This window comes from Pigmentiphaga litoralis, from assembly GCF_014651835.1.
Lineage (GTDB): Bacteria > Pseudomonadota > Gammaproteobacteria > Burkholderiales > Burkholderiaceae_B > Pigmentiphaga > Pigmentiphaga litoralis.
Genome location: NZ_BMXQ01000001.1, coordinates 3,565,010 through 3,590,785, shown reverse-complemented (window position 1 = coordinate 3,590,785; position 25,776 = coordinate 3,565,010). Strand labels below are relative to the sequence as shown.

Annotated in this window: 25 protein-coding genes; 5 read left to right on the top strand and 20 right to left on the bottom strand. The window is 63.0% G+C overall.

Annotation, left to right across the window (positions count from 1 at the left end; all coding sequences use genetic code 11):
* Positions 1-11: 11 nt before the first annotated feature.
* The 3 genes from IE116_RS16405 to IE116_RS16395 all read right to left on the bottom strand — a co-directional run bounded on the left by IE116_RS16405 (position 12) and on the right by IE116_RS16395 (position 3,519).
* Positions 12-1,376, bottom strand: a complete 1,365-nt coding sequence (locus tag IE116_RS16405; protein ID WP_189614017.1) for an MFS transporter — start codon at positions 1,374-1,376, stop codon at positions 12-14.
* Between the two features lie 68 nt (positions 1,377-1,444).
* A complete protein-coding gene (locus IE116_RS16400) occupies positions 1,445-1,927 on the bottom strand; it encodes an aromatic-ring-hydroxylating dioxygenase subunit beta (protein ID WP_229828489.1) in 483 nt (160 codons plus the stop codon).
* A 5-nt stretch (positions 1,928-1,932) separates the two neighbouring features.
* Positions 1,933-3,519, bottom strand: coding sequence for an aromatic ring-hydroxylating oxygenase subunit alpha (locus tag IE116_RS16395; RefSeq protein ID WP_189614015.1), 1,587 nt, complete (start codon positions 3,517-3,519; stop codon positions 1,933-1,935).
* On the opposite strand from IE116_RS16395, the gene IE116_RS16390 reads away from it, so the two are divergent.
* A complete protein-coding gene (locus IE116_RS16390) occupies positions 3,518-4,486 on the top strand; it encodes a Bug family tripartite tricarboxylate transporter substrate binding protein (protein WP_189614014.1) in 969 nt (322 codons plus the stop codon). The genes IE116_RS16395 and IE116_RS16390 overlap by 2 nt on opposite strands.
* Before the next feature lie 49 nt (positions 4,487-4,535).
* On the opposite strand, the gene IE116_RS16385 is transcribed toward IE116_RS16390, so the two are convergent.
* From IE116_RS16385 to IE116_RS16375, 3 genes are read right to left on the bottom strand one after another with little or no spacing between them, the layout of a single operon-like run.
* The gene (locus tag IE116_RS16385; RefSeq protein WP_189614013.1) at positions 4,536-4,853 is read right to left on the bottom strand and encodes a non-heme iron oxygenase ferredoxin subunit; all 318 of its coding nucleotides are present in this window, start codon (positions 4,851-4,853) and stop codon (positions 4,536-4,538) included.
* Complete coding sequence (locus IE116_RS16380) at positions 4,850-6,307, bottom strand: MmgE/PrpD family protein (protein ID WP_189614012.1); 1,458 nt, start codon at positions 6,305-6,307, stop codon at positions 4,850-4,852. The genes IE116_RS16385 and IE116_RS16380 overlap by 4 nt, the downstream gene beginning before the upstream one ends.
* Complete coding sequence (locus tag IE116_RS16375; protein WP_189614011.1) at positions 6,304-7,101, bottom strand: HpcH/HpaI aldolase family protein; 798 nt, start codon at positions 7,099-7,101, stop codon at positions 6,304-6,306. Before IE116_RS16375 ends, IE116_RS16380 begins: the two co-directional genes overlap by 4 nt.
* A 184-nt stretch (positions 7,102-7,285) precedes the next feature.
* Here IE116_RS16375 and IE116_RS16370 point away from each other — a divergent pair, with 184 nt between their 5' ends.
* Entirely contained in the window at positions 7,286-8,125 is an 840-nt protein-coding gene (locus tag IE116_RS16370; RefSeq protein ID WP_229828488.1) for a GntR family transcriptional regulator, read from the top strand.
* Here IE116_RS16370 and IE116_RS16365 read toward each other — a convergent pair.
* The 6 genes from IE116_RS16365 to prpE all read right to left on the bottom strand — a co-directional run bounded on the left by IE116_RS16365 (position 8,122) and on the right by prpE (position 15,008).
* Positions 8,122-8,979, bottom strand: a complete 858-nt coding sequence (locus IE116_RS16365; RefSeq protein WP_189614009.1) for a fumarylacetoacetate hydrolase family protein — start codon at positions 8,977-8,979, stop codon at positions 8,122-8,124. The genes IE116_RS16370 and IE116_RS16365 overlap by 4 nt on opposite strands.
* A 6-nt stretch (positions 8,980-8,985) precedes the next feature.
* Positions 8,986-9,447, bottom strand: coding sequence for an aromatic-ring-hydroxylating dioxygenase subunit beta (locus IE116_RS16360; RefSeq protein WP_189614008.1), 462 nt, complete (start codon positions 9,445-9,447; stop codon positions 8,986-8,988).
* A 73-nt stretch (positions 9,448-9,520) separates the two neighbouring features.
* Complete coding sequence (locus tag IE116_RS16355; protein ID WP_189614007.1) at positions 9,521-10,840, bottom strand: aromatic ring-hydroxylating oxygenase subunit alpha; 1,320 nt, start codon at positions 10,838-10,840, stop codon at positions 9,521-9,523.
* Positions 10,841-10,929: 89 nt separating this feature from the next.
* Positions 10,930-11,679, bottom strand: a complete 750-nt coding sequence (locus IE116_RS16350) for an SDR family NAD(P)-dependent oxidoreductase (protein ID WP_189614006.1) — start codon at positions 11,677-11,679, stop codon at positions 10,930-10,932.
* A gap of 38 nt (positions 11,680-11,717) precedes the next feature.
* Positions 11,718-12,683, bottom strand: a complete 966-nt coding sequence (locus IE116_RS16345; protein ID WP_189614005.1) for a Bug family tripartite tricarboxylate transporter substrate binding protein — start codon at positions 12,681-12,683, stop codon at positions 11,718-11,720.
* 429 nt (positions 12,684-13,112) lie between these two features.
* The gene (gene prpE / locus IE116_RS16340) at positions 13,113-15,008 is read right to left on the bottom strand and encodes a propionate--CoA ligase (protein WP_189614004.1); all 1,896 of its coding nucleotides are present in this window, start codon (positions 15,006-15,008) and stop codon (positions 13,113-13,115) included.
* Between the two features lie 126 nt (positions 15,009-15,134).
* Here prpE and IE116_RS16335 point away from each other — a divergent pair, with 126 nt between their 5' ends.
* Together IE116_RS16335 and IE116_RS16330 are read left to right on the top strand one after the other, a co-directional pair.
* Entirely contained in the window at positions 15,135-15,746 is a 612-nt protein-coding gene (locus IE116_RS16335; protein WP_189614003.1) for a TetR/AcrR family transcriptional regulator, read from the top strand.
* Between the two features lie 104 nt (positions 15,747-15,850).
* On the top strand, positions 15,851-16,720 hold the full coding sequence (locus IE116_RS16330) for a DMT family transporter (protein ID WP_189614002.1): 870 nt from the start codon (positions 15,851-15,853) through the stop codon (positions 16,718-16,720).
* Positions 16,721-16,728: 8 nt separating this feature from the next.
* Here the strand turns inward: IE116_RS16330 and IE116_RS16325 are convergent, their stop codons facing one another.
* Genes IE116_RS16325 through IE116_RS16305 form a run of 5 tightly spaced genes read right to left on the bottom strand, consistent with a single transcriptional unit; the run spans position 16,729 to position 21,310 of the window.
* A complete protein-coding gene (locus tag IE116_RS16325) occupies positions 16,729-17,547 on the bottom strand; it encodes an SDR family oxidoreductase (protein ID WP_189614001.1) in 819 nt (272 codons plus the stop codon).
* Entirely contained in the window at positions 17,534-18,220 is a 687-nt protein-coding gene (locus IE116_RS16320; protein WP_189614000.1) for a cysteine hydrolase family protein, read from the bottom strand. The genes IE116_RS16325 and IE116_RS16320 overlap by 14 nt, the downstream gene beginning before the upstream one ends.
* The gene (locus tag IE116_RS16315) at positions 18,220-18,747 is read right to left on the bottom strand and encodes an aromatic-ring-hydroxylating dioxygenase subunit beta (protein WP_189613999.1); all 528 of its coding nucleotides are present in this window, start codon (positions 18,745-18,747) and stop codon (positions 18,220-18,222) included. The genes IE116_RS16320 and IE116_RS16315 overlap by 1 nt, the downstream gene beginning before the upstream one ends.
* Entirely contained in the window at positions 18,744-20,078 is a 1,335-nt protein-coding gene (locus IE116_RS16310; RefSeq protein WP_189613998.1) for an aromatic ring-hydroxylating dioxygenase subunit alpha, read from the bottom strand. Before IE116_RS16310 ends, IE116_RS16315 begins: the two co-directional genes overlap by 4 nt.
* Positions 20,075-21,310: a dienelactone hydrolase family protein gene (locus IE116_RS16305; RefSeq protein ID WP_189613997.1), complete on the bottom strand. Its 1,236-nt coding sequence runs from the start codon at positions 21,308-21,310 to the stop codon at positions 20,075-20,077. Before IE116_RS16305 ends, IE116_RS16310 begins: the two co-directional genes overlap by 4 nt.
* Before the next feature lie 262 nt (positions 21,311-21,572).
* Between IE116_RS16305 and IE116_RS16300 the strand changes: the two genes are divergently transcribed.
* The gene (locus tag IE116_RS16300; RefSeq protein WP_189613996.1) at positions 21,573-22,541 is read left to right on the top strand and encodes an AraC family transcriptional regulator; all 969 of its coding nucleotides are present in this window, start codon (positions 21,573-21,575) and stop codon (positions 22,539-22,541) included.
* Positions 22,542-22,552: 11 nt separating this feature from the next.
* Here IE116_RS16300 and IE116_RS16295 read toward each other — a convergent pair whose 3' ends face one another.
* From IE116_RS16295 to IE116_RS16285, 3 genes are all read right to left on the bottom strand, one after another.
* A complete protein-coding gene (locus IE116_RS16295) occupies positions 22,553-23,737 on the bottom strand; it encodes an ABC transporter substrate-binding protein (protein ID WP_189613995.1) in 1,185 nt (394 codons plus the stop codon).
* 161 nt (positions 23,738-23,898) lie between these two features.
* Complete coding sequence (locus IE116_RS16290) at positions 23,899-25,182, bottom strand: arsenic transporter (RefSeq protein ID WP_189613994.1); 1,284 nt, start codon at positions 25,180-25,182, stop codon at positions 23,899-23,901.
* Positions 25,183-25,251: 69 nt separating this feature from the next.
* Positions 25,252-25,758 carry an arsenate reductase ArsC gene (locus IE116_RS16285; RefSeq protein ID WP_189613993.1) on the bottom strand — a complete coding sequence of 169 codons (507 nt, stop codon included), beginning with the start codon at positions 25,756-25,758 and terminating at the stop codon, positions 25,252-25,254.
* Between the last annotated feature and the right edge of the window lie 18 nt (positions 25,759-25,776).

The following is a 25,776-nucleotide window of genomic DNA, read 5'->3' as shown; positions in this document are numbered from 1 at the left end:
GGGGTGGGATTCTACGCCGGTTGACGGGCAAGCGTAATGGGCGGCAGCGCGCGCAGCAGCAATAGCGCTGCCAAGACAAGCACCCCAAGCACCAGGAATCCTTGCCTTAGCGCGTCGACCAGATGTGCTGCCGTATCTGCGTTCGATGCGACCCACGCGCCCATGGCGGCGCTCCCGAGCATGCCGCCTGTCATGCGCGTGGATTGGAGCAGCGCCGTAAAAATGCCATACCGCGATTTGCCTACGACCTGCTGACCGAACACATTGAGGTTGTTGAGCAGGAAACCGAGCCCCAGACCACCGCAGGCCAAAGGCATGCCAAGGACCCATCCGGCCGTGCCTGCCTGGACCTGATGCAGCCCGGCAAAGCATGCGAGCAGCAGCGCGAAGCCGAGTACCAGCATGAGGACGGGGCGCTGCAGCCTGACCACGATGGCGCTGTTCACGATACTGCCCACGGCGCTGCAGACAGGCATGGGCGTAATGGCAAATCCTGCTTGCTGCGGCGTCATCGACAAGCCGTCCTGCAGCAGCAGCGGCACGAAAAAGATCAACGAAAAAAGCGCCGCGCCGCAGACCAGTGACAGTGCAAAGAAGACGACGTACCGACGCTCTGTGACCAGGTCCAGGGGCAACATGGGTTGGCGTGCTCGTTTTTCGGTGCGTATCAGCGCGAGGGTACCCAACAGCGTCATGGCTAAAAGCGCTGCCGTGAGCGCGTCGACGCCATGCCGCGGAACCCGATGGACGGCCAACTGCATCGCGGACAGCACGGCAACCATCCAGGCTGCGCCCGACCAGTCCAGCAAGGCGCCCGCCCCGCGCAGACTGGGCAGCGTGCCCGGAACACGGGGCATATGACGGACAGTACAGACCAGGCCGAACAGACCCACTGGAAGATTGACCAGAAACGTTGCACGCCAGCCGACCTGCTGGCTGAGCAGGCCTCCCAGCGTTGGGCCGGCTGCTGTTGCCACCCCGTACGACACGGCAAGAACCATCTGCCAGCGCAACCTGGCTTTCGGGTCGGGAAACAGGTCAGCAAGCGCCGCATAGGCCGTCCCGACCATCATGCCGCCGGCGACGCCTTGCAGCAGCCGTGCGCCGATCAACGCGAATACGGTGGGAGCGGCCGCGCACAACAACGACGTGATCGTGAATAGCGCAATCGACGCCACGATGAAAGGCTTGCGTCCAAAGAAGTCGCCGAGCCTTCCAAAAATGGGGATGGAGACCGCGGAACCCATCAAATACGCGATGGCTACCCACGCGTACCCATCGACGCCATTCAGCTCTGCAACGATCGAAGGCAGTGCCGTACTGATGACCGTCTGGTCGAGCGCGATCAGCAGGTTCACCGACGCGATACCCAGCATTGCAAAAAGCGATCGACGGAAGGCAGGGCGCGCCGCGGTGTCTGCCGGTTGACTAAGCAGGCCAGCCTTCACAGCATGAACGTCAGGTTGCCCAATGCCGCATTCCGTTGCAGCAACACGATCTTCTTGGTCAGGATGCGGAAGTCGTCGCCGTCGTGCTGCAAGGTGAATTGCACCGCGGCCACATGGGCAGCCATCTGTCCAAGCCCGACCTGAGTCGCGTCACCGCCGCGAATTTCATGAATGACCTGGTTGGTGTCGACAACGAGCGTGCTTCCGTCACGGCTTGCCACACGAATGTTGCTGACCTGATGCAGCGTGCGCGAGCGCGGCGTCTGGGCAGGAAACGAGAGTTCGAGGTAGTGGTGCACCCGCTCTTCGCGACTGATCGTATCGTCGTAGATGATGGATGCACTTGCGCCGCGGGGCAGGTCTTCTGCAATCGGGACCCAATACACACCTTCGGGTGCGAACAGGGCAAGCCACGCTTCCAGCTGGCAGGTGTCCAGCAGATGCGCTTCCTTGTAGAGGAAGGCCTCGATACGTTCCATCTCCGTCAAGGCTGGCCTCCGTCTGGATGGTCCATCAGGTCCCGCCATCGGCGCCAGAAGGCCCGATGCACCGTTTCGCTGGATGGCTTGCCTTCGATCTCGCCGGAATCCAGCCGGGTCTCGGCGTGCATGCCCCGCTCCATGATCAACCAGTCGTCCAGTGACGCCCGCAGGCCCTGTTGCGCCATCGCGAACACTTCAACGTCATCGGCTGCGCCATATCCCGCGGGCCCGTAGAAGCGCTCATGGCTGCGCATCAGCCCCTGGTTAAAGCTGTCGGGAACGTCTTCCAGCACATAGGGGAAGACCGTCACCTCGGTCAGGCCCGGCGCCAGGGGGCGCCACACACGAAGCTGGTTGTGGATCATGCCGAAGTTCGGAAAGATGCAGGCCGCCCCTGCGCCGACGATCCATTGCGTCTCCTCGAGACCGTGGCGGGATGTCAGCCTGGCGTAATAGTCGGCGTAAGGGCCTTCGAACAAGGCATCGAAGCCGACCGCGGGTTTCTGGTTGATGCCATGGCCATATGGCGAGCCGAGCACGTTGCCCGACAGGCGGTTGCGCCGCATGTCGGCCGTGCTGCCGCCCTTGTGGACGCCAAAGTCGCCCGTGGTATCGCCGTACTTGTTCTGGAGACTGACGAAGGCACGATGCGTGTGCATGAAGTGGTAGCCGTCAACGATGTTCTCGGACTGGAATTTCCAGTTGCCCTGATACACACCGATGAACGGTTCGCCCTGCAATCGGATGCGTCCCACAGGAGACTGCTGAAGCTTGCGGTCGATCAATTGCGCCGCGCCGCCTGCCAGGAATACGTCGATGGGCACCACGTCTGGCGAAGCGCTTGCGAATACGAAGCCGCGGTAGTTGGCTACGCTGGGCAGCTTGAACAAGCCTTCCGGCTGCTGGAAGCCCTCGGCATAACCGCCCGCGTCGTCACGGCCCGGAATGCCGGTCAGCTTGCCGGTCAGGTCGTAGCTCCACGAATGATAGGGACACACAAATGCACGCGTATGTCCCGCCCGCTCGCGGCACACCGCAACACCCCGATGCGCACATCGGTTGGACAGAACGTTGATGGCGCCGGCCGCATCGCGCACGACGATGACGGGCTGCGAACCCAGGTGCGCCGTTTTGAAGTCCCCAGGTGCCTGCAACTCGCTTTCATGGGCGACATAGATCCAGGTCTTTTCAAAGATCCGCTTCTGTTCGAGGTCGAACACCGCCTGACTTGTGTAGGCCCGTCCATTGACCCGGAACGCATCCGGCGCTTCGAGTACGAATTCGCTGCTGTCGAGGACGGCATGCGGCATGGCGCGGAACTCCTCTCTCAAAAAATCCGTCTCCACCGGCAACGCAGCGAAACGCAGAAATGAATACATTTTTAATCTAAGCGGCTTTCCCAGCCGTGTCAAGAATCTCGGGGTGAACCCCGCCTCAAGCGGCCGCTGATCAGGAAGAAAAGAAATTTCTAGTCCTGCGTTGACACCGCAAACGCTGTGACTTAGCCTAAAAATGTATCCTCTTTTGGTTTGTCGCAGGTTGGCAGGCCTGACTTGGACTAACGGTTCATCCTCGTTGGAGCACGTCATGAAGCTTCTTTGCTTTCTTGCGGCGGGCCTTGTCGGTGCAAGCGCATCGTCGGCGCTTGCGCAAACCGCGGCACCGTTTCCCTCGCGGCCTGTCACGTTGGTGGTGCCGTTTGCGCCGGGTGGTGCGTCCGACGGCATGGGTCGACTGTTCGCACAGGGTTTGACCGAGATCTGGAAGGTGCCCGTCATTGTCGAGAACCGGCCTGGGGCGAGCGGCACCATCGGCGGGGAATTCGTCCGGCGTGCCGCGCCCGATGGCCACACGCTACTGCTGGCCGGGCCCGCCACGCTCACCATCCTCGCGGCAGTCAACCCCAAGATTCCCTACGATCCGGTCAGGGATTTCGCGCCGGTTTCCGTGGCGGTGTCCTATTCTTATGTGCTGACGGTCAACACGTCCGTCGCGAAGACGCTGCCCGACCTGCTGGACCGGCTCAAGCAGCAGCCCGGCAAGCTGACCTACGCCAGTTCCGGCGTCGGAACGACGACGCACTTCATGGCCGAGCTGTTCAAGGTCATGGCGGGCGTCGACATGATGAACGTGCCTTACCAGGGCGTGGGCCCGGGCATGAATGCGGTCATGGCCAATCACGTGTCGATGCTGTTTGCGCCCGTCAACGAAGTCGGGCCGGCGCTGCAGTCAGGCAAACTGACGGCACTCGGCGTGACATCGGCACAGCGCATCCCCGAGTTGCCCGACGTGCCGGCGATCACCGAGTTTGTGAAGGGGTATACGGCCGACAGCTGGCTCAGCGTGCTGGCGCCTGCGTCGACGCCGCCGGCTCTGCTCGAGAAAATGTCGAGTGACTTGCGGCTTGCGTTGACCCTGCCCGATATCTCAAGGAAGCTGAAAGAGATGGGCCTGACCCAGGTGCTGAATCGTCCAGCTGAGGCACGAGCCGCCATCGAAGCCGACGCTGCGACGTGGCGGACCCTTGCCAAACAAATGAATATCAAAGCGCAATGATGGGCTGCGAAGTGTAGGCAGCCAGTGGGCCTGCACCTCGCAGCAGGCTCTAGCCCACTGCCGCGTCGTCCACACTGATCTGCCCGTCATCGACCCTTACCGGATAGATCCGCAGCGGAACCGAAACAGGTCCTGACAACGCTTTGCCTGTCGGGATATGGAACACGCCTTCATGCAGCGGACATTCCACGCAGTCACCCTCCACGTACCCGTCTGCAAGACTGGCCTTGCCGTGCGTGCAACGATTGTGGGTGGCATGGACGGTGCCATTGAGGTTGAACAGCGCAACGGGTTCGCCATCGACCGTAACGCGCATGGATTCACCCGGCGGCAGCTCTTGCAGCGACGCAACGATGTGCCAGGTCATGCACCCACCTTTGGTGTGATGGCGATCGGCTCTTGTGCCAGCAGAGCCGTCAGTTCGCGCACGCTGGACGCATCGGCAAGGCCAAGAATGGCTTCGTGTATCTTTGCGCTGTGCGCCCCGCCCAGCACCGGCGCCACGTTCTCGGCAAACTTTGCGTCCAGATCCGAGCGCGTGAAACGCTGACGGGCATGCCCAGGCGGTGCTGCCGCGTCGCCGACGTGCAACCGGCCTGCGTCGTCGATCAGTTCGACGCTTGCGAGAAAACCGCCGCTTGCACCCTGACTGAGCGTCTGGCTGGCTGTTACCTTGACCGTGGCATTCAGGAAAGCCTGTCGCGCTGGATCGGTGACTCGCTCCATCGCGAACGAGTCCGTGTCGATCGTGCCATCCAGAACCGCAGCGGCCACGATGTATGGCAGCGAGTGATCCGCCGTTTCCCGCGATATCGGATGCCACGGGTCGGCGCGTCGAGCCAGCAGATGCTCGTAGACTTCCTGGTCGCACGTGACACGAATTTCCTTGACCTGCGAAGGTGCTGCGACGGTTGCCCGCGCGTGCAGCGCGGCCTGGATGGCACTTTGCCCGCGTGACCCGACCGGCCACCGCTTGAATTGCGTTTCGCGGATGCGCGCGGGTGCCGTGCGCGTCTGCAGCCGCTCTTCAAGGTCCGCGATGGCATCTGGCGACGTCGTGACGTTGGACAGGAAGCCGCTCCGGCCTTCGAACGGACGCACTGCACCTTCGACACCTGCCTCGGCCAGCAGTGCGGCGTAGATGCCGTGCCGGACAGCGTGGCTTCCATTGAATCGTTTCCACATCGTCAGATCGCCACGCGCATTGAGGTCGCCGGATTCGACTTCGTCGGTCACAAAGTGCGAGATGACCGCAATGGCCACGGCCTCGGCGGTTTGCGTTTCGCTCAGGGACAGCAGTCGCGCTGCCCCGCATGTCGCGCCAATGGCCGTCAGGACGGGATAGTCCCAACGGGTGGTGTGGATGTCGATGGCATCGAGCACCATCATGTTGACTTCATAGCCAACGGCGATGGCAGTGAACAGATCGGCGCCCGATACGCTTCTGACTTCGGCAAGCGCGATCAGGCCGGGAATGATGTCGCTGGGATGTCCGCCACTTTTCTTGCCCATGTACAGGTCGTTGTAGTCGTAGCCCCGCAGGGGGACGCCGTTGACCAGCGCGGCGGTTTCCACGGTGGTCTTCTGATGCGTTCCCCACAACGTTGCGCCGTTGGCAAGCGGGTGGTTGCGGGCATAGCGCTGGGCCGGGCCGACGGCCGGATGCCGCAACGCTCCCAGCGCCACGGCAAGGGTGTCGGTCACGGCATTGCAGACATCATCGCAGGTCGCTTCGGTCAGCGTGCCCGACACGTTTGCCGTGTAGGCCGCCAGCGCCGCAAGCAGGGCGTCGTTGCGGGCGTGTTCCTGCGCGCCGTTCATGTGTAGCCCCCTTGGGCGACGGCCGCCGTGGGCGCAATGGCGCCCATCGCAACGCGGATCTCATGACGTGCAGCAGCCTGCAGCAACGACGTGTCCTTGCCCACCGTGATCAGCCCGAAGCCAAGCTCGGCATACCGTCTGCCTGCCTGGCCCGATGCGCACTGTATTCCTGCAACGATCCCGTGCCGACGGCATGCATCCAGGATGCTCTGCACGGCGGCAATGTGTTCGGGTTCGGTCTTGTCCAGGTCCGGGGGCAGGCCCAGTCCCAACGCCAGATCGGCAGGCCCGACGTAAATGCCATCCAGCCCCGGCGTGCTGGCAATCGCATCGATGTTGGCCAGACCTTCGCGTGTCTCCACCATGACAAAACACACGACCGAGTTGCCCAGCGAGTCGGCATCGCGCTTGTCGCTGACGACAGCGGCGCGGATCGGTCCGAATGAACGGTTGCCATGTGGCGGATACCGGCAGGCAGCAACCGCGATCTCTGCTTCGGCGCGCGTGCTGACCATCGGGACGACGACTCCCTGGGCGCCCGCGTCCAGGCTTTTGCCTATCATCCACGCCTGGTTCGCCGGCACGCGAGTCAGCGCGACGGTGCCGCGCGCCTCGATCGCCGTGAACATCGGAAGCGCCTGGGCGTAATCGATCAGGCCATGCTGCTGGTCAACACAAATGTATCCAACGTCAGGCGCAGCCATCAGTTCGGCTGCAAAGGGAGACGGCAGGGCTGCCCACATGCCGAATACGGGTTTGCCTGCCGTCCAGGCAGCGCGGAGTGTTGAAGCCATGGCCATCTTGATCCCCTTCACAGTTAAAAATGTATGCACTTATGGAGTAGATTCTATTCATCGTTGCCAGTGGATGCAATCTGTTCGTGAAAATGTATGCACTATCGGATGCAAGGTGTAGCGCATTCAGGCCGGTCAGCGGCACGTTAGAATGCGGCTTTAGCCAGAACAAAATGTGGACACTATGTCGGCGGGACGGACGGTAAAGACAAAGGCGACCTCGGTCGATGCGCCTGCAGATCCAGGCGCTGCGGCGGGCACGGCGGCTGGCGGCGGCCTACATGACGTCTACCGGCGGCTGCGTCAAAGCATCATCACGGGTGAATTGCCTCCGGGCGCGATCATCAATCAGGTGCACATCGCCCGCATGTACGGCATGAGCCGGACGCCTGTGCGTGAAGCGCTACGCATGCTGCAAGCCGAGAATCTGGTGGAAGCGCAATTCCAGCACCGCATGCGAGTAACCGACGTCACGCCTAGCGAAGTCGATGCGGTGTACGCCAATTGGATCCTGGTGCAATCACTTGGCACCGCGCTGACGGTGCCGCGCGTCACACCCGACGAAGTGCAGGTGATCAAGGACGCGCTGCGCGCCATGAACGAGCACAGCCCGACACGGGGTGGCGACCCTGCTCAATGGTCGCAGGCCCACTCCGTATTCCATCGCAGCCTCATGCAGCATGCCAATCCGGTCATCAGGGAAGCGATCGACAATTGCTGGTCGCGACTCGAGCGTGCTCGCCGAGCCTACATGCGCAACGCGCCTCAGTCCTGGCAGGATTCGGAAGAAGAACACATCGGTCTCGTCGCCGCGTATGAAGCCGGCGATACCGACAGGGCGGTCTATCTGGCCACGCGTCAGTTGAGCCGCATTGCCCGCATCGTCATCAGCAACATCGATCCCATGTATGAAGTCGTGGCGATACGCGAAGCCCTGCGCTTCGTTACCGGTGCGGCCGCATCGCCGGTCGTCGCAGCTCCGCTCAAAAGCGTTCGCAAGCCTCCGGCCCGCAAGACGGCCTAGTGCGATCCGGCAACGAAGGGCACGACGCGCTGGCGTTGTGTCCCCAGGCCTTCGATGCCAAGCGTCATTTCGTCGCCTGCCTGCAGGTAGCGCGGCGGTTTCATCCCCATGCCCACGCCGGGCGGCGTGCCTGTCGTAATGATGTCGCCGGGGTACAAGGTCATGACTTCACTGACGTAGCTGACCAACTGCGCGCAGCGAAAAATCATGGTGGATGTCGTGCCCTGCTGCATGCGTTCCCCGTTGACGTCCAGCCACATGCTCAGCGCGTGGACGTCGGCGACCTCATCGCGGGTCACCAACCACGGGCCGACCGGCCCGAAGGTGTCGAAGCTCTTGCCCTTGTCCCAGGTGCCACCCCGTTCGAGTTGAAATTCCCGTTCCGACACGTCGTTGACCAGGCAATACCCTGCGACATGCGCCAACGCGTCGGCTTCGGTCACCGAGCGAGCGGTACTGCCGATGACGATGCCGAGCTCGACTTCCCAATCCATTTTGGTGGATCGGCGCGGCTGGACGACGTCATCGTCCGGACCGACCAGGCATGATGTCGCCTTCATGAATACAACGGGCTCGGCAGGCACCGCCATGCCCGCTTCCTTGGCGTGATCGCTGAAGTTCAAGCCGATCGCAATGAATTTGCCAACGCGCGCAACCGGCACACCCATCCGCACCGGGGCCGGAACGATGGGCAGCACGGCCGGGTCCAGATGTCGCAAGCGGTCAAGGTTGGCGGGAGATAGTTGATCCGGACCGAGGTCGTCAATGATGCCGCTCAGGTCGCGGATATCGCCATGCAGGTCGATCAGGCCAGGGCGCTCTTTCCCTGGCGGGCCATGTCGAAGCAGTTTCATGATTGACTAGATGATGAAGGTAAGGTTGCCGTGCCATGCGTCACGGTTGATGAAGAGAATCTTCTTGCATGCGATCTTCAAGGCCCCATCCACGGAGCGGAACGTATGCTCCATTCTGGCGACCAGCGGCCGGATGTCACCCAGACCCACCTGCGCGAAGTCACCGGTCCGCATTTCATAGACGACCTGGCTGGAGCTGACGACGACGCTGTCATGGCCAGGCATCACCCGGACGTTGGAGATGCAGTGCAGAAGACGCGATCGGGGAGACTGGGCCGGGAACTCATTGTGCAGAAGGTGGTAGACCCGTTCTTCACGGCGCAGTGGCGTGTCGTACACCAGCGAGACATGGGTGGCGATATCGTCGTTCTCGTCGATCGGCGCCCAGTACAGGCCGTCATCGGTAAACAGCGTCAGCCACTCGTCAAGCTTCAGTTCGTCCAGCAAATGCGCTTCGTGGATCAGCATGTCCTCGGCCTGTGCGCGCGACAGGGACAAGGCAGGGGACGGCGTTGTAAATACGGCATTCATAAACCTGACCTCATACAGACATCAAACGGTTCCACTCACGCCAGAGTGCGCGTTGGGGCGCTTCGCTGGCCGGGAGTCCACGAAAATCCTGGCCTTCCGCTACGTCGGTATCCAGACCGCGTTCAAGGATCAGCCATTCGACTGCGTCGCCTGCCAACCCTTGCTGATTCCGCGCAAAGATGTCGACATCGTCGGCAGCGCCATGGCCGGCCGGTCCATAGAACCGTTCCTGGCTGCGCAGCATGCCCTCGTTGAACGCTGCGGGTGCGCCTTCCAATTCATAGGGGTAGATGGCGACCTCAGTCATGTCCGGTGCGATCGGCCGCCAGGTGCGGATTTGCTGGTGGATGAGGCCGAGATTGGGAAAGATGGAGGCCGCGCCTTTGCCGGCAATCCAGGCCAGCTCGTCCGCGCCGTGCTGTGCCTGCAGCGACTGGTAGAAGTCGCCAAACTCGCCGTTCAGATACCCATCCATGTCGCCTGCCGGGTTCTCCAGAATGCCGTGACCGTATTGGCAATTCCAGGTGGATCCGGCGAACCGCAGCTTTCGCATTGCCTTGATCGACCCACCCTTGTGCACGCCAAAGTCACCGGTCGAATCTCCGAACTTTGCCTGCAGCTGCACAAAGCCTTTATGCGTATGAAGAAAGTGGTAAGCGTCAACGATGTTCTCCGCCTGGAATTTCCAGTTGCCCTGGTAGCGGACGACGAACGGGCGCGAACGCAGAACGATGCGGCCAGTGGGAGACAGGTTCAGCTTGCGATCGATCACGGTTTTGGCGTGACCAAGGAAGTCAGTCAGCGCGGGTACATCCGGATTGAAGCTTGCAAAGATGAAGCCGCGGTAGGTCTCGACGCGTGGCAGCCTGAACAGGCCTTCCGGCGCGTCGAAGTCCGGCGAATAGCCGCCGGGCTCTCGCCGTTCCGACACCGCGATCAGCTTGCCGTCCGTGCCGTAGATCCAGCCGTGATAGGGGCACGCAAATTCCTGCGCGTTGCCGCGCGCTTCGCGGCACACCACGGCGCCGCGGTGTACGCAGCGGTTGACGAATACGTTGATCGCATCGTCGGCCCCGCGGGTGATGACGACAGGTTGCATGCCGACATGGCTGGTCTTGAAGTCGCCAACGGCAGGGACCTCGCTGTCGTGACCGACATAGATCCAGGTCCTGCCAAAGACCTTCTTCATCTCGTCGGCAAAGACGCCGGGGTCGGTATAGGCACGCGTATGGACGCGGAAACGATGGTCTGCGCAGTGCGTGAGCATCGATGCGTCGGGGGCGGACGCCGGCACGAAGTGTAGTGGGCTTTCGCAAGCGGATAAGGACATGAAGCACTCTCAAGCAGAGGGAAGCAGGCGTAACGCGTGGCCTGGACGGACCGGTCGCTGGGACGGCCACGCACCAGGCAGGACGGGAATCAATCCATGAAGCGGCCACCAGACAGGTTCAGGGTTTCGCCCGTGACGTATCCGGCGTCCTGGGACGCCAGGAAGAGGGCAGCATGGGCGGCCTCGCGCGACTTGCCGACGCGTCCGACCGGGATGCCCTTGACCACTTGGGATGTGTCCGCCATCGCAGCGACCTGCACATCGAACAATGCGGTAGCGATCACATTGACGGTGACGCCCGTCGGCGCCAGCTCGGCTGCAAGGGTGCGCGAAAAGGTGATCAGGCCGCCCTTCGCCGCGGCATACGGTGCGACATGGGGATGCACGCCGGTCTTGCCTGACATGGATGAAAACGAAATCAGCCGGCCGTAGCTTCGCCCTGCCATGCGGCGGCCGGCTTCGCGAAGGCACAGTATCGGGCCGACCAGTTCGGTGTCGATCACTCGCCGGAACTCGGCCTCCGGAATGTCCATGACTGGCGCGGTCTTGACGGGTGGCGCAATCATGACCAGCACGGCCGCAGGGCCGACCCTGTCTTCGCACTCGTCCAGGAATGCGGCGATCGCGGTGTCGCTCGACAGGTCAGCCACCACGTTGTGGCTGCCTGGCAGTGGTTCCTTGCCTGCAAGCTGCGCGGACAATCCATGCGTCAGCACGCCGACCGCCACCTTCGCACCTTGCGCCACGAAAGCAGAAACGACGGCCGGCCCGGTGCCGAGATGACCTCCGACGATGATCACGGCAGCGCCGGCAAATTCATTGGGTTCTTGATGTGTCAATGTTGACTCCTGGGGATGATCGCGGCGTCGGTGCCACGTTACTCCGCGGCGATGTTGTTCTGTTTGATGACGGCGGCGTAGCGTTCGTATTCGGCACGGACGATCTGCCGCATCTCGTCCTGCGTCGATGGCTTCACGTTCAGCCCGAACTTCTGCAGGTCGCCTTTGATGGCGGGCTTGTGGAGTGCGGCGGCAATGCCTTCGTATAACTTCCTGGCGACATCGGGGGGTGTCTTGGCAGGGACCATGAACCCGTACCAGGCCTCGGTCGAAATATCGTTGACGCCCTCATCGGCAAAGGAAGGAATGTTCGGGGTCAGCGGGTTGCGCTTCGGGGCAGCCACGGCGATGGCTTTCAATTGCCCGGCGGTCACATACGGCATGACGGTATGGGTTGCGACAAACATCATGTCGACCTGGCCGCCGATCAGGTCCGTGATGGCAGGCGCCGTCCCCTTGTAGGGAATGTGCAGGAATTTGACGCCGGCCACCTGTTCGAACAGGGCCATCTGGATATGCATTGGCGAGCCTGTGCCGGGCGTGGCGAACGTCAGCTTGCCGGGGTTGGCGCGGGCATACTGAAGCACGTCGGCCAGGCTGTTGAATCTGGCTTTGGAAGACACGACCAGCGTCGAGTCTCCGTACCCGGCGATCAGCAAGGGTGCAAGATCGTTCATCGCGTCGAAACTTGGCGATCGCAGCAGCGTGGCGGTAATCGAGATATTGCTGGCGGTGACCAGCACCGTGTAGCCATCGGCGGCCGATTGCGCGACGGTCTGTGCACCGATATGCCCCGCAGCGCCCAGACGGTTTTCGACCACCACGGGCTGTCCCCACTTGGCCGTCAGGTCCTCTCCAACGAGTCGTGCAATACGATCCATGCCCGTGCCGGGCGAGAAGGGCACCACGAATCGCAGACCGTGCGTCGGAAAGTCGGCAGCTTGCGCTCCAACGGAACAGAACATCCACAACGAAATCAGGCATAGCTTCCAAACGCGTCCCATCTCACAGCTCCTTGATAGTCGGGGCATCAGCCCGCAAAAGAAAAGGCGGTCGTCATCGTCGTCGCGGATGAACGGCATCCGAGGCCTGTCTCCCCCGGCAACACAAGAAATGAATACATTTTTCAAATAAGTATAGATACGCTACGCGTCAAGTCAACGAGTTTTTACGCGAGGTGTATGCACTTTCGGGTGATCGGGAAGATGAGCATGCGGGGGGCAGCCGAGCAGGCGCAGGGATTGCCGCCAACTGGACTGGGGCGTGCGGGGGGACAAAGCGGGGATTCTTAGGCGGTGGCGGAGCGGTCGGTGTCGGGCGGGCGCGCACACCGATGCGTGCATGCAGGAGCTGTCACGGCGGACGCCTGGGACAGGCGCCGACTGATAGCGAAGAAAATGTCTACATTACGTCGTGCAGCCCGTTGCGGGCCATCACGACCTCTGCATCGCATCCTTCAATTGATCGAGCGCTGTCGTGTCCTCGATCGTCGTCAGGTCGCCCGGGTCGCGGCCCTCGGCCACGGCCTGGATCGCGCGGCGCAGCAGCTTGCCCGATCGGGTCTTGGGCAGCACCGGCACGAAGATCACGCGGCTGGGGCGGGCGAGGGCGCCCAGCTGATGTTCCACCGTGCGCATCAATTCGCCTTCCAATGCAAAGCGTGCATCGGTGGTGGCGATCACGTCGGTGTTCCGGACGATGGCGAAGGCCAGCGCGACCTGGCCCTTCAAGGTATCGGCCACGCCAACGACGGCGACTTCGGCAATGGCCGGGTGGCTCGACAGGCTCTCTTCGATCTCGCGCGTGCCCAGGCGGTGGCCGGCCACGTTGATGACGTCGTCGGTGCGGCCCAGGATGAACACATAGCCGTCTTCGTCCTGCACGCCCCAGTCGAAGCTGGAATAGAGCATCTTGCCCTCGAAGCCGGACCAGTAGGTCGACACGTAGCGCGCGTCGTCGTGCCAGATGCTGATCATGCAGCCGGGTGGCAGGGGCGCCGCCACGGCCACCACGCCTTTCACGCCGGGCGGGCAGGTCTCGCCAGTGGCTTCGTCCACCACCCGCAGGTCGTAGCCGACCACGGGCAGGCCGGGGGATCCGAACTTGATGGGCAGGTCTTCAATGCCGCGCGCAATGGCGAGCATGGGCCAGCCGCTTTCGGTCTGCCAGTAGTTGTCGACCACGGGCTTGCCAATCGCATCGGCGATCCAGGTAGCCGTGGGTTCGTCCAGCGGTTCGCCCGCCAGGAACAAGGTGCGCAGGCTGGACAGGTCGTGCCGCCGCAGTGTTTCGGGGTCCTGTTTCTTCAGTACACGGATGGCCGTGGGCGCCGTGAACAGCTGCGTCACGCCATATTGCTCGACCAACCGCCACCAGATCGCGCCGTCGGGGCGGATGGGCGTGCCTTCGTACATCAGCGTCGTCACGCCCCGGATCAAGGGGCCATATACGATAAAGCTATGACCGACCACCCAGCCGATGTCGGACGCGGTGAACATGACGTCGCCCGGCCGGCCCTGAAAGATCAGGTCCATGGCAGTGGCCAGTGCCACCGCATAGCCGCCCACATCCCGCACGATGCCTTTGGGTTTGCCGGTGGTGCCCGACGTGTACAGGATGTAGGACGGAAAGTTGGAATCGAGCCAGACGCAGGGCACCTGCGCGTCAAGGTGTGCCGCGCGCAGCGGTGCGTAGTCCACATCCCGGCCGGGGGTGCGCGCCATCTCGGCCAGGCCGCGGTCGATCAGCAGCACGTGTTTGGGCGGCTGGCGGCACAGGGCGATGGCCTCGTCCAGCAGCGGCTTGTAAGGCAGCACCTTGCCCGCGCGCGACCCGGCGTCGGCCGAGATGATCAGGGTCGGCGTCGCGTCGTCGATGCGCGATGCCAGCGCCACCGAGGCAAAGCCGCCGAACACTACCGAATGAATCGCGCCGATGCGCGCGCAGGCCAGCATGGCAAACGCCGCTTCGGGAATCATGGGCAGGTAGATCAGCACACGATGGCGCTTGGTGACGCCCAGCGACTGCATGATCGCGGCAAAGCGGTTCACCTCGGCATGCAGTTCGGCAAAGGTGTAGCGGGTCTCGATGCCCGTTTCGGTCGACACGTAGATCAATGCCGTATCGCCGGCCCGCTCGGGCAGGTGGCGGTCGATGGCGTTGTGGCAGAGGTTGGTGCGCCCGCCCACGAACCACTGCGTGAAGGGCAGCCGGTCGGCATCCAGGATGCGGCCGGGCGGCGTATGCCAGTCGATGCGGGTGGCCCGGTCGCCCCAGAAGCCTTCCGGATCGTTGATGGATTGCTGATGAAGCGCAACATAACTCGCCACGGTGGTCTCCCCGCACGATGTTCAGCCTGCTAGTTTCTGCCGCCCGAGCCGGCGGGGGAATACCGGTTTACCCGTTGGCGGAAGGTCACGCTTGCATTTCGGGAACGATCAATCCAGAATTCCAGCATGATCACGCCATCCCCCCGCCTGCCGAAAGGCCGCCCCCGCGAATTCGACCCCGAGCAGGTAGTGCAGGGCGCCATGGACATCTTCTGGTCCAACGGCTACCAGGGCACGTCGCTGCCCGACCTGTTAAAGGCGACCGGGCTGTCGCGCAGCAGCCTGTATGCGGCATTCGGCGACAAGCATGGACTCTTTTTGCTTGCGCTGGATCGCTACATTGCCGAGGCCATGGCGCGGATCGACCAGGAAATGGATGCGCAGTGCGATCCCTTGGACGGACTGCGGATGTTCCTGTCCGGCTATGTGCAGCGGAACAGTGGCGCGAAGGGGCGCAAGGGCTGCCTGGTGGTGGCCACCGCCATGGAACTGGCGGGCAAGGACGCCGATGTCGAAAAGCGCGTTCGCGGGTTTTTCCAGGCGGTGGAAGGGCGGCTGGCCCACTCCTTCGAACGGGCCCGTGCACAGGGCACCCTGGCCGATGGCCTGGCGCCACAAGACGCCGCACGTGCCGTGCTGGCGATGGTGGAAGGGTTGCGGGTGATTGCCAAGACAGGTGTGGATGGCAAGGTCTGGCAGGCGAGCGTCGACGCGTTGCTCGGACGGTTGATCAAATAAGTTTTTGATAGTCGAGCGAGCATCGTGCAGCCTGTGTGGTGCCACACGCCTTGCCTCTTTGCACGTTCATTTTTGGACCTTTCAGTCTTGAATGAGGATGTTCCATGTCCCTCCTGCAGGTCATTTGCGCCATCCTCGTGCCCCTGCTGTGGGGATGCCAGTTCGTGGTGATCAAGATCGCGGTCGCCGACTTCCCGCCCCTGTTCCTGCTCGCGCTGCGGTTTACGGTGATCGCAGCGGTGTTGCTGCCTTTCGTCGGCCTGCCGCGCCGCCAGGAACTGAAACCGGTGCTGCTGATATCGCTGTTCATGGGCGGCCTGAACTTTTCGTTCGCGTTCATTGGCCTGGCGCATGGCGCGGCCAGTGTGGCCGGCGTCGCCATGCAATTGACCACGCCATTTGCCGTACTGCTGGCCTGGCCCATGCTGGGCGAGCGGCTGTCCTTGCGGGTCATTGCCGGAATCATGATCGCCTTCGTGGGCGTGATGCTGACCGCTGCGGGGCCAGGACCGGTCGCCCTTCTGCCGGTGCTGCTGATCACCGGATCGGCGCTGTCTCTGGCGATCGGCAGCATCCTGGTGAAACGGTCCGGACCGTTCGAGCCCATGAAGCTGCTGGCGTGGATGTCGGTGCTGACCGTGCCGCAGGTGCTGCTGATGTCCGTGCTGTTCGAAGGCGGCCAGCTGGCGTCCCTGCACACGGCAACCGCGCCCGGCTGGCTGGCCTTGCTCTACACGATCGCGCTGGGCGGCATCGCCGGCTTCGGCATCTGGTTCTGGCTGATCGCCCAGTGTTCGATTGCGCGGGTCGCGCCCTATGCCTTGCTGCAGACAGTGTTCGCGGTGGCGTCGGGCGTGCTGTTCCTGCATGAACCGCTGACGGCGACGCTGGTCATCGGGATGCTGGCGTGCATCGTGGGGGTGGCGATGACGCAGCGGCTTGGGCGGGCAGGCGTAGCGGCGGTGGGGAAATGACTGCCGCGCTATCCCCCGTCAGTCCCTGCCTTGGCCGCCAACGCAAACCAGTGCCTGGGTGACAGTCCCTGATCCGGCCCCAGCGACGAAAAGCCGCCATCAACCGGCACATCCACACCCGTCATGAACCGCGCGCCGTCGCTGCACAGGAACGCGACCACCTGTCCCACATCGTCCCCCCGGCCCGCACGGCCCACCGGATGAAACGGCGCTGCCACTGCATCGGCATGCGCCATCGTGCCGGCCAATGACGCCAAGGTCGGCGACCAGGTCCAGCCCGGCGACACGGACAGCACCCGTATGCCCTGCGGCGCCAGGGTCACCGCCTCGTTACGCGTCAGCTGCAGAATGCCGGCCTTGCTGGCGGGGTACAGCGCGCGTTGCGCGGCGCCGAACTTGCCGCCCGTGCTGCCCAGATTGATGACGACGCCACCCGGCTGCGTCATGAACGGGACGGCCTTCTGCACGAACACCGCGCCGCTCACCAGGTTCACATTGAGCGTGTTCAACCATTCTTCACGTGTCGACGCGATGCCTTTGTCGGCATAGATGCAGGCATTGTTCACCAGCACATCCAGCCGGCCAAACGCCGCGTGCGTCGCCGCCAGGCAGGCGTCGATGTCGGCATCCACCGTAACGTCAGTGTGCTGATAGATGACACCATCATCGAACGATGCGGCCATCGCACGGCCCGCCTCGTCATCGATTCCGGCCAGCACGACCCGGCAGCCCGCCTCGCGCAAGGCGCGTGCAATGTCGGCGCCAATGCCGCTGGTGGACCCGGTCACGATTGCGACCTTGTCGTGCAGGGATTCAATGGCGGGCATGGGCAGACTCCTCGGCAAGCACGGCCACGGCCTGTGCCGTGGTCAGGATGGTGGCGATCAGGGACATGCTGGCCAGCGACGCCTCATGCGTGGCGCGGGCGGCCGAACAGCACGCGTCTTCGGCCACGATCACGTCAAAGCCGATGTCCGCCGCGTGGCGCGCGGCATGCTCCACGGCCGAATGGGTGGATATCCCCGCGATGATCAGGCGCGTCGCGCCCAGCAGCCGCAGCACCTCTTCCAGCGGCGATCCATAAAAGGCATTGACCCGCGTGTGCTTCACGATGAACTCGCCGTCGACCGGGCCCAGCCCATCATGAAACGCGCAGCCCCACGTACCCTCACGCAGCACGCCGCTGGTGACGACATTGCGAAAGATGGCGCAGTTCTGGATCACATCCGCTCCGTCTTCGCGATAGGCGGCCCGTGCGGACACGACGGCAATGCCGCACGCGCGGGCCTCGGTCAGCAGCATGCCGGCACGCTTGACGACACCTGCCCGTTCCTCGTCCATGTCCGCGCTCAAGCCTACCCGCACTTTGCCGTCACGATGCAGCACGTCGTTCTGGTAGTGCACGGCCAGCACGACCGTGCGGGGTGTTGGCGTGGGGCGGGGCGCAGTCCCGCGAGCAATGCCGGGCGCGGCCCCGGGCGCACTCGTCACCGAAGACATCAGATGAACACCTGCAGAATGTCGTGCACCGACTCGCTGTTGATCAGGTCGACGCGCTTCAGGCGAATGCGGTAGCTCGCGCCGTCTGGAATCAGATGGTGGCGGCATGATCCGGCCAGTGACCGGTGTTCGCCCTTGCGCCACTCTGCAAAATGGAAACGCGAACTCACCACCAGGTCGCCGGTGTCGGGATCACGCCCGTCCACTATCACGTTGCCCACCACGCGCGCGCACCGCGACCGCGGCTGCTGCGACCAGTTGCGTGGATTGGTGATGCGCTTGACGCGCACTTCGCGCAGCAAGGCGTTTTCCCAGAACAAGGACACGTGGCCCAAGGGATCGGCCTGGCCCGCAGCCAGTGGCGCCCAGTACATGCCGTCGTCCGAGAACAGCGCCAGCCATTCGTCCCACCGGTCTTCATCCAGCAGGCGGGCCTCGCGATACAGATACTGCTCGATCGCCGTCACGTCGTCGCGCGACAGGTCGGTGGCCGTCAGCGAATCAAAGGAAGCTAGAGGAAATTTCATGCGGCGTCTCCGGCAAGCATGTAGCGCCGCCAAGCAGCGAACTGGTTGCGCATCGGCAATTCACTGGTGCCATTGATCGACACCGAACCATCGTCCAGCTTGCGATCAGTGCCGTGATAGCGGTGCATGCTGACCCACTCCCCACCCACCTTGTTCTGGTTGCCCAGCTGCACGCGGTTGTAGACCTCGATGTCGTCAGGCATCACGTTCGACGAAGGCGAGTTGATCACGTTCGCGTACAGCAGCGCCCGTTCGAACACGGCGGGCGGCGCCCCCTTCAAGCGGAATGTGTAGATCTCTATCAGGGTGCGGTCGACCGCCACCGGGCGGATCACGCGAAACTGCTGGAATACGGTATGGGGCGATCCGCTGCCGTAGATCACGGTGTTGTGGCGGTTCATGCCCAGGATCTCGGCCGTGCGCGCCTCGCCATAGGCGGCGTGCATCGCGGCCTTGTACTCCTGCATGGCCGGATCATTGCCCGCGTTCGGGTTGAAGATGGCTTCCATGTAGCCGTGGCCATTGTCGAACCCACGCAGCTCCAGGCTTTCCCAGAACGGATACGGTTCGCCATTGCCGTCCATCACCAGCAGTTCCAGCGGCATGGGCGATCCTTCGGGCAGCGCGCGGTACTGCTGGCGTGCTGCCACGACCGACGACTCGTGCGTCACCATCGGGTGCATGGTGTCGTGCAGGTTTTCGTAGAACACCTTCCAGTTCGACTGCTGCATCACCCGAAACACGCCACCCGCCACTTCCACTTCGCCTACCGGCGAACGGTCGCACAGGTTGTCGATCGACGTGATCGCACCCCCCAGGAACTCCTTCAGCGTCGGGCCTTCGGCAGCCATGCTCGCAAACACGAAGCCGCGATAGCGCTCCACACGCGCCAGCCGGGTCATGTGGAATTCCGGATTGGCCGGATCAAAGCAGGTGCCTTCGTATCCGTTCTTCAGCGGGGCCGTCATCATGGTGCCGTCCAGGTGGAAGGTCCACCCGTGGTAGGGGCAACGGAACAGCTTGCGGGTATTGCCCGTGCCTTCCGGCACCAGCATCGCGCCCTTGTGCGGACAGCGGTTGTAGACCACGTTCACGCTGTCGTCCGCGCCGCGCACCATCACCACCTGGTGGCCTGCGATCTGGCTGGCCACGTAATCGCCGGTATAGGGCACCTGGCTGTCGTGGCCGATATAGATCCAGATGTGGCCGTAGATGCGTTCCATCTCCAGCGCAAAAATGTCGGGGTCGACGTACACCTTGCGATGCACCTTGTCGGGCCGGACCAGGGCGTCCAGCTCGGCGTCCTGAAGCCGTGAAGTTGCTTGCGTCATGCCTGTGCCTCCCGCTTGCCCCACGCCGTCATCAGCGTGTTGGACGGCTGCGTTTCATCCAGCAGCTTGCGCGCCGTTTCCGCGCCAGCCACGGGCAGCCCGGCCGGATCGATCAGGCCCACCTGCGCCAGCACCGATGCCTGGTCCCAGTAGATGTGCTCGTGGTACAGCTTGTCGCCGCGAAACTTGACGATCGCAACCAACGGGATCTCGACCGTCTTGCCCGTGGGCGCAACGCCCGGCAGCATCCAGTCCACTTCCGTGTCGTGCGTGAAGCAGAACACCATCTCGTCCACGATCTGCGTCAGGCCGATGGTGCGCGAAATCGGGATCAGCCGCGTGTCCTTCGGCGTGCGCGGAATGAAGTGGTGCTGGTAGAAGTAATGCAGTTGCTCGTGCCCCACGCCGCCCGTCATGGTCGGAATGTGATTCACATAGGGCTCGGCCACCATCGTTGCCATCGTCTTGTCGGCATCGCGGATCGCAAATTCGTATTCGGTATGTTTATCCCACAAAGCAGACAGGTTGTAGCGCGGGCCGATCGCTTCGCGCAGCAGCTCGATCGATCGCTGGTGCGCCATCAGGGCCGACGCCTTGTCGTAGTGGTCGCCGCCGTTGCGGGCAAACGCATGGTCCACGTCGGCGTAGTCATACACGCGCACCAGGTCCGAATCGGCAAAAGCCGCGCGGATGCGTTCCTGCGCGTCAGGCGGACAAAAGGCGTCTTTCCCGGCCACATGCAGCACGGTCGGGCAGGCGATGTCGTCGGCTTCGGCCAGATAGGCATCGATGCCCACACCGTAGTACGAGATGGCTGCGTCCACCCCGCATCGCGTTGCCGCCAGGTAAGACAGCGTGCCGCCCAGGCAGAAGCCCAGTGCGCCTACCTTGCCCGTGCACTCGGGCAGGTCGCGCAAGGCGGCCACGGTGGTCGCGATGTCCTTCATGCCCAGGTCCACGTCGAACGCCTTGTACAACTCGAACGCACGCTGCCAGCTGGCCTCGTCGTAGCCCAGTTCAATGCCCGGCTCGATCCGCCAGAACAGGTCCGGCGCCAGCACCACGTAGCCTTCCTCGGCGTAGTAGTCGGCCACCTCACGCATGCTTTCGTTGATCCCGAAAATTTCCTGGCACAGCACGACGCCCGGTCCGCTGCCCGACGCCGGGACGGCAAGGTAAGCGCGGAAGGTCGCGCCCGAGGCATCCGATAGATCGATGTAACGGCCAGTCATGGCAACTCCTGTGTGGCGGTGCTGGTGCAGCACGAATGAGTAAGACGCATGGGTCAATGCTTAGGGTTGATTCTAGGTATCGCCCCATGCCCCGGCTCTCCGAGAATGGCAGCGCTTGTCCGCTAATGGCGGATATCGGCGCTCGGCAATGGCACGCAACGTGCTTGCTCCGCGGGGATAGCTGCAACGCACCCCCGTACCCCAGGCATTACTGCCCACTCTTCCCAGGGAGCCCACCGTGGCCAGCTTCAATGCTCCGCACATGGATCTCGGAACGCTCAACCACAGTGCGGCGTTCCGCTCCAAAGACGCCCAGGAAATGCACCGCTATGTGGCGGGCCAGCTCACCGATCACCGGCTGGACCTGTGCAGCGGCGGCTTCAGCGCCGTCATGCATCATGCAGCGATCGGATCGCTGGGCTTGCATCAGCTGGAGTACGGCGCCACGGTCACCATCGACCCCGGCAGCCTCGACGAATTCCTGCTGGTCCAGATGCCGCAGTCCGGCTTCGGCCGCGTCTTTCACTCACAAGGCGAGACCATCGTCTCGCGCGATATCGCCGGCGTCATCGCCCCCACTGCACCGTTCAGGATCCGATGGGAACGCGACTGCCGCCAGCTGCTGCTCAAGATCCCGCGCCGCAAGCTCGAACAGGCCTGTACGACCTATATGGGCGCGACGGTGCGCGACCCCATCGAATTCCAGTTCGACATGGACCTGCGCACGCCTGCCGGCCAGAACTGGCGGCATCTCATGGAGTATCTGCTGAACACGCTGGCGCTGGGTGACACGCAGCGGCTCAGCCCGCTGGCGCACGCGCACATGGAAGAAATGGTGGTGGCGCATCTGCTCACCCACCAGCCGCACAACTATTCGCACCACGCGGATCACGCAGCGGATGCGCGCGGCGTGGCGCCGCGCTGCGTCAAACGTGCCGAAGACTACATGGTCGAGCACGTGTCCGACCCGATCTCGCTATCGGACATCGCCGAACATGCAGGCGTCAAGGTGCGCACCCTGTGCCAGAGCTTCCAGCGCTTTCGCCAGACCAGCCCCATGTCCGCGCTGCGGGACCTGCGTCTGGAAGGCGCCCACAAGGATCTGGTGGCCGGTGCAGGCGAGTCGGTCACCGACATCGCCTACCACTGGGGCTTCAATCACCTGGGCCGGTTTTCACTGATGTACAAGGCGCGCTTTGGCGAGCGGCCGCACGAAACGCTGCGGCGCTAGCCTTTGCTGCTTCAGCTCGCTTTGAGCGGGCACTGATCCGCATACGAATCCTGATAGTTTTTCAGGATGGTGCTGACCAGCTTGTTGGTGACCTGGCCATTGGCATCCGTATCCACGACGCGCAGGTAGAAATTCTCGATCGGGAACTGGTTGTTTCCGTAAACGAACTTGCCCCGCACCGACTCGAAATCCGCCTTGCGCAGCGCCGCCAGCAAGGCTTCGCGATCATCCACCTTGCCGCCGATCTGCTTGACCGCCGCATTCATCGCCATGATCACGTCGTAGGCCTGCGCCGCGTAGCCCGACGGGTAACGGCCATACTCCTTGCGGTAAGCCGCCACGAACGCCTTGTTCGCGGGCACGTCCAGATCATGCGCCCAGTGCGACGTGTTGTAGATGCCCAGCATGGGCTTGCCCACTGCCTGAACGATATCCTCGTCCGCCGAAAAGCCGGTGGAAATGAGCGTGATCGATTTGTCGAGTCCCGCTGCCACGAACTGCTTGATGAAGCCGATCCCCATCGCGCCCGGCAGGAAAAAATACACCGCGTCTGGCTTGTCCGATCGCAGCTGAGCCAGCTCGGCCGCGTAATCGATCTGCCCCACCTTGGTATAGATTTCGTTGGTCGCGCCCTTCTCGTAGAAATGCTTGAAGCCGTTCACCGCATCCTTGCCGCCCGGGTAGTTGGGCGCGATCAGCACGACCTTCTTGAATTCTTTCTGCGTCGCAAACCGGCCCGCCGCCTCGTGGTACGCATCGTTCTGGTAAGCCGTCCCGAAAAAGTAGGCGTTGCACCCCTTGCCCGACAGCGCACTTGGCCCCGTGTTGTGCGACAGGTAAGGCACCTTCTTGCCAAACAGCAATGGCCCTACCGCCAGGGCGACGTTGGACGCCACCGGCCCGGTGAACAGATCGATATCGTCCCGCTGCAGCATGCGTTCGACCTGCTGCCGCGCGTTATCGGGATTGCCGGCCGTATCGGTCTGGATGTACTCGACCGGAAAGCCCCCCAGCTTGCCATTCAACTGCTTCATGGCCAACGCGTACCCGGTCCGCGAATCCGTGCCGTTCGCACTGAACGGACCGGAGATATCCATGGCCATGCCGACCTTGATGGTCTGGGCCACGGCGGCATGCAAAGGCGACAGGGCGAGACAGGCAAGAGCAAGACAGCGTGCAGCGGAACGCAGGCGCATGGAAATCTCCAGGGGGTCGACCAGTGGCTGCGCGTGCGCGCAGGGATGGATCGATTCTGGGGGAATGCGCCTCAAGAGCTATCCGAATCAGGCGGGGAAGGGCGGGGCTTATCCGATTCGTGCGGGAATCGGCCCGCGGCGCTCGCGTGACCCTTTGCTCATCACAGCGACAGCCGCGCCGCCAACGCCGCCAGCGTCACCAGCAACACCGGCACGGTCAGCACGACCCCGACCTTGAAGTAGTACCCCCAGCTGATGCGGATCTGCTTGCGCGCCAGCACGTGCAACCACAGCAGCGTCGCCAGGCTGCCGATCGGCGTGATCTTGGGGCCCAGGTCGCTGCCGATCACGTTCGCGTACACCATCGCTTCCTTGACGACGCCACCGGCCTGGCTGGCGTCGATGGACAATGCGCCGATCAAGACCGTCGGCATGTTGTTCATGATCGAGGACAGCACTGCGGCGATGACGCCGGTCCCGATGGTTGCGATCCACAACCCCTGGCCGGCAAGCCAGGACAACACCTGCGCCAGCCCATCGGTCAGACCTGCATTGCGCAGCCCGTAGACGACCAGGTACATGCCTAGCGAAAAGATCACGATCTGCCATGGCGCACCGCGCAGCACCTTGCGTGTATCGATCACGTGGCCGCGCGCCGCAACGGCAAGAAGGATGGCCGCGCCCACCGCGGCGACCGCACTGACGGGCACACCCAATGGCTCCAGGCCGAAAAAGCCGACCAGCAGCAGACCCAGCACCCCCCAGCCGGCGCGAAAGGTTGCACTGTCGCGAATCGCCTTGGACGGGACCGCGAGCTGCGTGACGTCGTACCGTGCCGGGATCGACGATCGGAAGTAGATGAGCAGCACAACCAGTGTTGCCAGAACGGAGACGACGTTGACCGGCGCCATGACCGATGCATAACGGTTGAATCCGATGCCAAAAAAATCCGCCGACACGATGTTGACCAGGTTGGACACGACCAGAGGCAGGCTGGCGGTGTCGGCAATGAAGCCGGCGGCCATCACAAAGGCCAGCGTTGCGGCTGCCGAGAACCCGAGCGCTGACAGCATGGCGATCACGATCGGTGTCAGGATGAGCGCCGCGCCATCATTGGCAAACAGCGCGCTGACTGCGGCGCCAAGCAGCACGATCAGTGCAAACAATGCCGTGCCACGGCCCTTGCCCCACCGTGCAACGTGCAGGGCCGCCCATTCGAAAAAGCCGGCTTCGTCCAGCAGCAGGCTGATCAGGATCACTGCAATGAACGTTGCGGTGGCGTTCCAGACGATGTCCCAGACGACAGGAATATCGGACAGCTGGATCACGCCGCACAGCAGCGCGACGATGGCCCCACCCAGTGCGCTCCAACCGATGCCCAGCCCCTTGGGCTGCCAGATGACGAGGACAAGCGTGGCGACGAAGATGGCAAAGGCAAGGATCATGGGGGTGGCAGGCGAAGCGGAAGGAACACGAAAAAGGGGCCGTAGGGCCCCTGCGCAGAACAGGTACGGTCAGGCGTCGACGGGCCGGTCGCCAATGGCGGTCAATTCTTGACGCATTGCTGTCTTGTCGAGCGTGGCGACGGGCAGGTTCACGAAGATCTTGATGCGATTGGCGATCTGCTTGAAGACCTTGTCGAACGCGCGCTGTTTTTCAGCATCGGTGCCTTGGACCGCAGCCGGATCTTCGAAGCCCCAATGTGCCGATATCGGCTGACCCGGCCAGACGGGGCACACTTCACCCGCAGCGTTGTCGCAAACCGTGATGATGAAGTCCATCTTGGGAGCGTCGGGGGCGGCAAACTCGTCCCAACTCTTGCTGCGGAGCGCGTCGGTCGGGTAACCCGCGATCCGGGCTTTTTCGACGGCAAAAGGGTTCACTTCGCCCCCTGGGTGACTACCTGCGCTGAAGCCTTTGAAGCGCCCGTCTCCCATCGTGCTGACAAGGGCTTCAGCCATGATGCTGCGCGCGGAATTACCCGTGCAAAGGAAGAGGACGTTGTAAACCTTGTCAGTCATGGAAGTTCCTTGAAAGCG

What these genes read in the sequence shown, in the direction of transcription:
- IE116_RS16395 (WP_189614015.1), bottom strand. Translation starts at nt 3,519, where the DNA reads ATGACGTGCTCCAACGAGGATGAACCGTTAGTCCAAGTCAGGCCTGCC.
- IE116_RS16325 (WP_189614001.1), bottom strand. Translation starts at nt 17,547, where the DNA reads ATGCCCGCCATTGAATCCCTGCACGACAAGGTCGCAATCGTGACCGGG.
- IE116_RS16360 (WP_189614008.1), bottom strand. Translation starts at nt 9,447, where the DNA reads ATGCTGATCCACGAAGCGCATTTGCTGGACGAACTGAAGCTTGACGAG.
- IE116_RS16405 (WP_189614017.1), bottom strand. Translation starts at nt 1,376, where the DNA reads ATGCTGGGTATCGCGTCGGTGAACCTGCTGATCGCGCTCGACCAGACG.
- IE116_RS16300 (WP_189613996.1), top strand. Translation starts at nt 21,573, where the DNA reads ATGGATCTCGGAACGCTCAACCACAGTGCGGCGTTCCGCTCCAAAGAC.
- IE116_RS16320 (WP_189614000.1), bottom strand. Translation starts at nt 18,220, where the DNA reads ATGTCTTCGGTGACGAGTGCGCCCGGGGCCGCGCCCGGCATTGCTCGC.
- IE116_RS16335 (WP_189614003.1), top strand. Translation starts at nt 15,135, where the DNA reads ATGATCACGCCATCCCCCCGCCTGCCGAAAGGCCGCCCCCGCGAATTC.
- IE116_RS16330 (WP_189614002.1), top strand. Translation starts at nt 15,851, where the DNA reads ATGTCCCTCCTGCAGGTCATTTGCGCCATCCTCGTGCCCCTGCTGTGG.
- IE116_RS16380 (WP_189614012.1), bottom strand. Translation starts at nt 6,307, where the DNA reads ATGAACGGCGCGCAGGAACACGCCCGCAACGACGCCCTGCTTGCGGCG.
- IE116_RS16390 (WP_189614014.1), top strand. Translation starts at nt 3,518, where the DNA reads ATGAAGCTTCTTTGCTTTCTTGCGGCGGGCCTTGTCGGTGCAAGCGCA.
- IE116_RS16305 (WP_189613997.1), bottom strand. Translation starts at nt 21,310, where the DNA reads ATGACTGGCCGTTACATCGATCTATCGGATGCCTCGGGCGCGACCTTC.
- IE116_RS16315 (WP_189613999.1), bottom strand. Translation starts at nt 18,747, where the DNA reads ATGAAATTTCCTCTAGCTTCCTTTGATTCGCTGACGGCCACCGACCTG.
- IE116_RS16290 (WP_189613994.1), bottom strand. Translation starts at nt 25,182, where the DNA reads ATGATCCTTGCCTTTGCCATCTTCGTCGCCACGCTTGTCCTCGTCATC.
- IE116_RS16365 (WP_189614009.1), bottom strand. Translation starts at nt 8,979, where the DNA reads ATGAAACTGCTTCGACATGGCCCGCCAGGGAAAGAGCGCCCTGGCCTG.
- IE116_RS16385 (WP_189614013.1), bottom strand. Translation starts at nt 4,853, where the DNA reads ATGACCTGGCACATCGTTGCGTCGCTGCAAGAGCTGCCGCCGGGTGAA.
- IE116_RS16310 (WP_189613998.1), bottom strand. Translation starts at nt 20,078, where the DNA reads ATGACGCAAGCAACTTCACGGCTTCAGGACGCCGAGCTGGACGCCCTG.
- IE116_RS16285 (WP_189613993.1), bottom strand. Translation starts at nt 25,758, where the DNA reads ATGACTGACAAGGTTTACAACGTCCTCTTCCTTTGCACGGGTAATTCC.
- IE116_RS16400 (WP_229828489.1), bottom strand. Translation starts at nt 1,927, where the DNA reads ATGGAACGTATCGAGGCCTTCCTCTACAAGGAAGCGCATCTGCTGGAC.
- IE116_RS16370 (WP_229828488.1), top strand. Translation starts at nt 7,286, where the DNA reads ATGTCGGCGGGACGGACGGTAAAGACAAAGGCGACCTCGGTCGATGCG.
- IE116_RS16295 (WP_189613995.1), bottom strand. Translation starts at nt 23,737, where the DNA reads ATGCGCCTGCGTTCCGCTGCACGCTGTCTTGCTCTTGCCTGTCTCGCC.
- IE116_RS16345 (WP_189614005.1), bottom strand. Translation starts at nt 12,683, where the DNA reads ATGGGACGCGTTTGGAAGCTATGCCTGATTTCGTTGTGGATGTTCTGT.
- IE116_RS16375 (WP_189614011.1), bottom strand. Translation starts at nt 7,101, where the DNA reads ATGGCTTCAACACTCCGCGCTGCCTGGACGGCAGGCAAACCCGTATTC.
- IE116_RS16355 (WP_189614007.1), bottom strand. Translation starts at nt 10,840, where the DNA reads ATGTCCTTATCCGCTTGCGAAAGCCCACTACACTTCGTGCCGGCGTCC.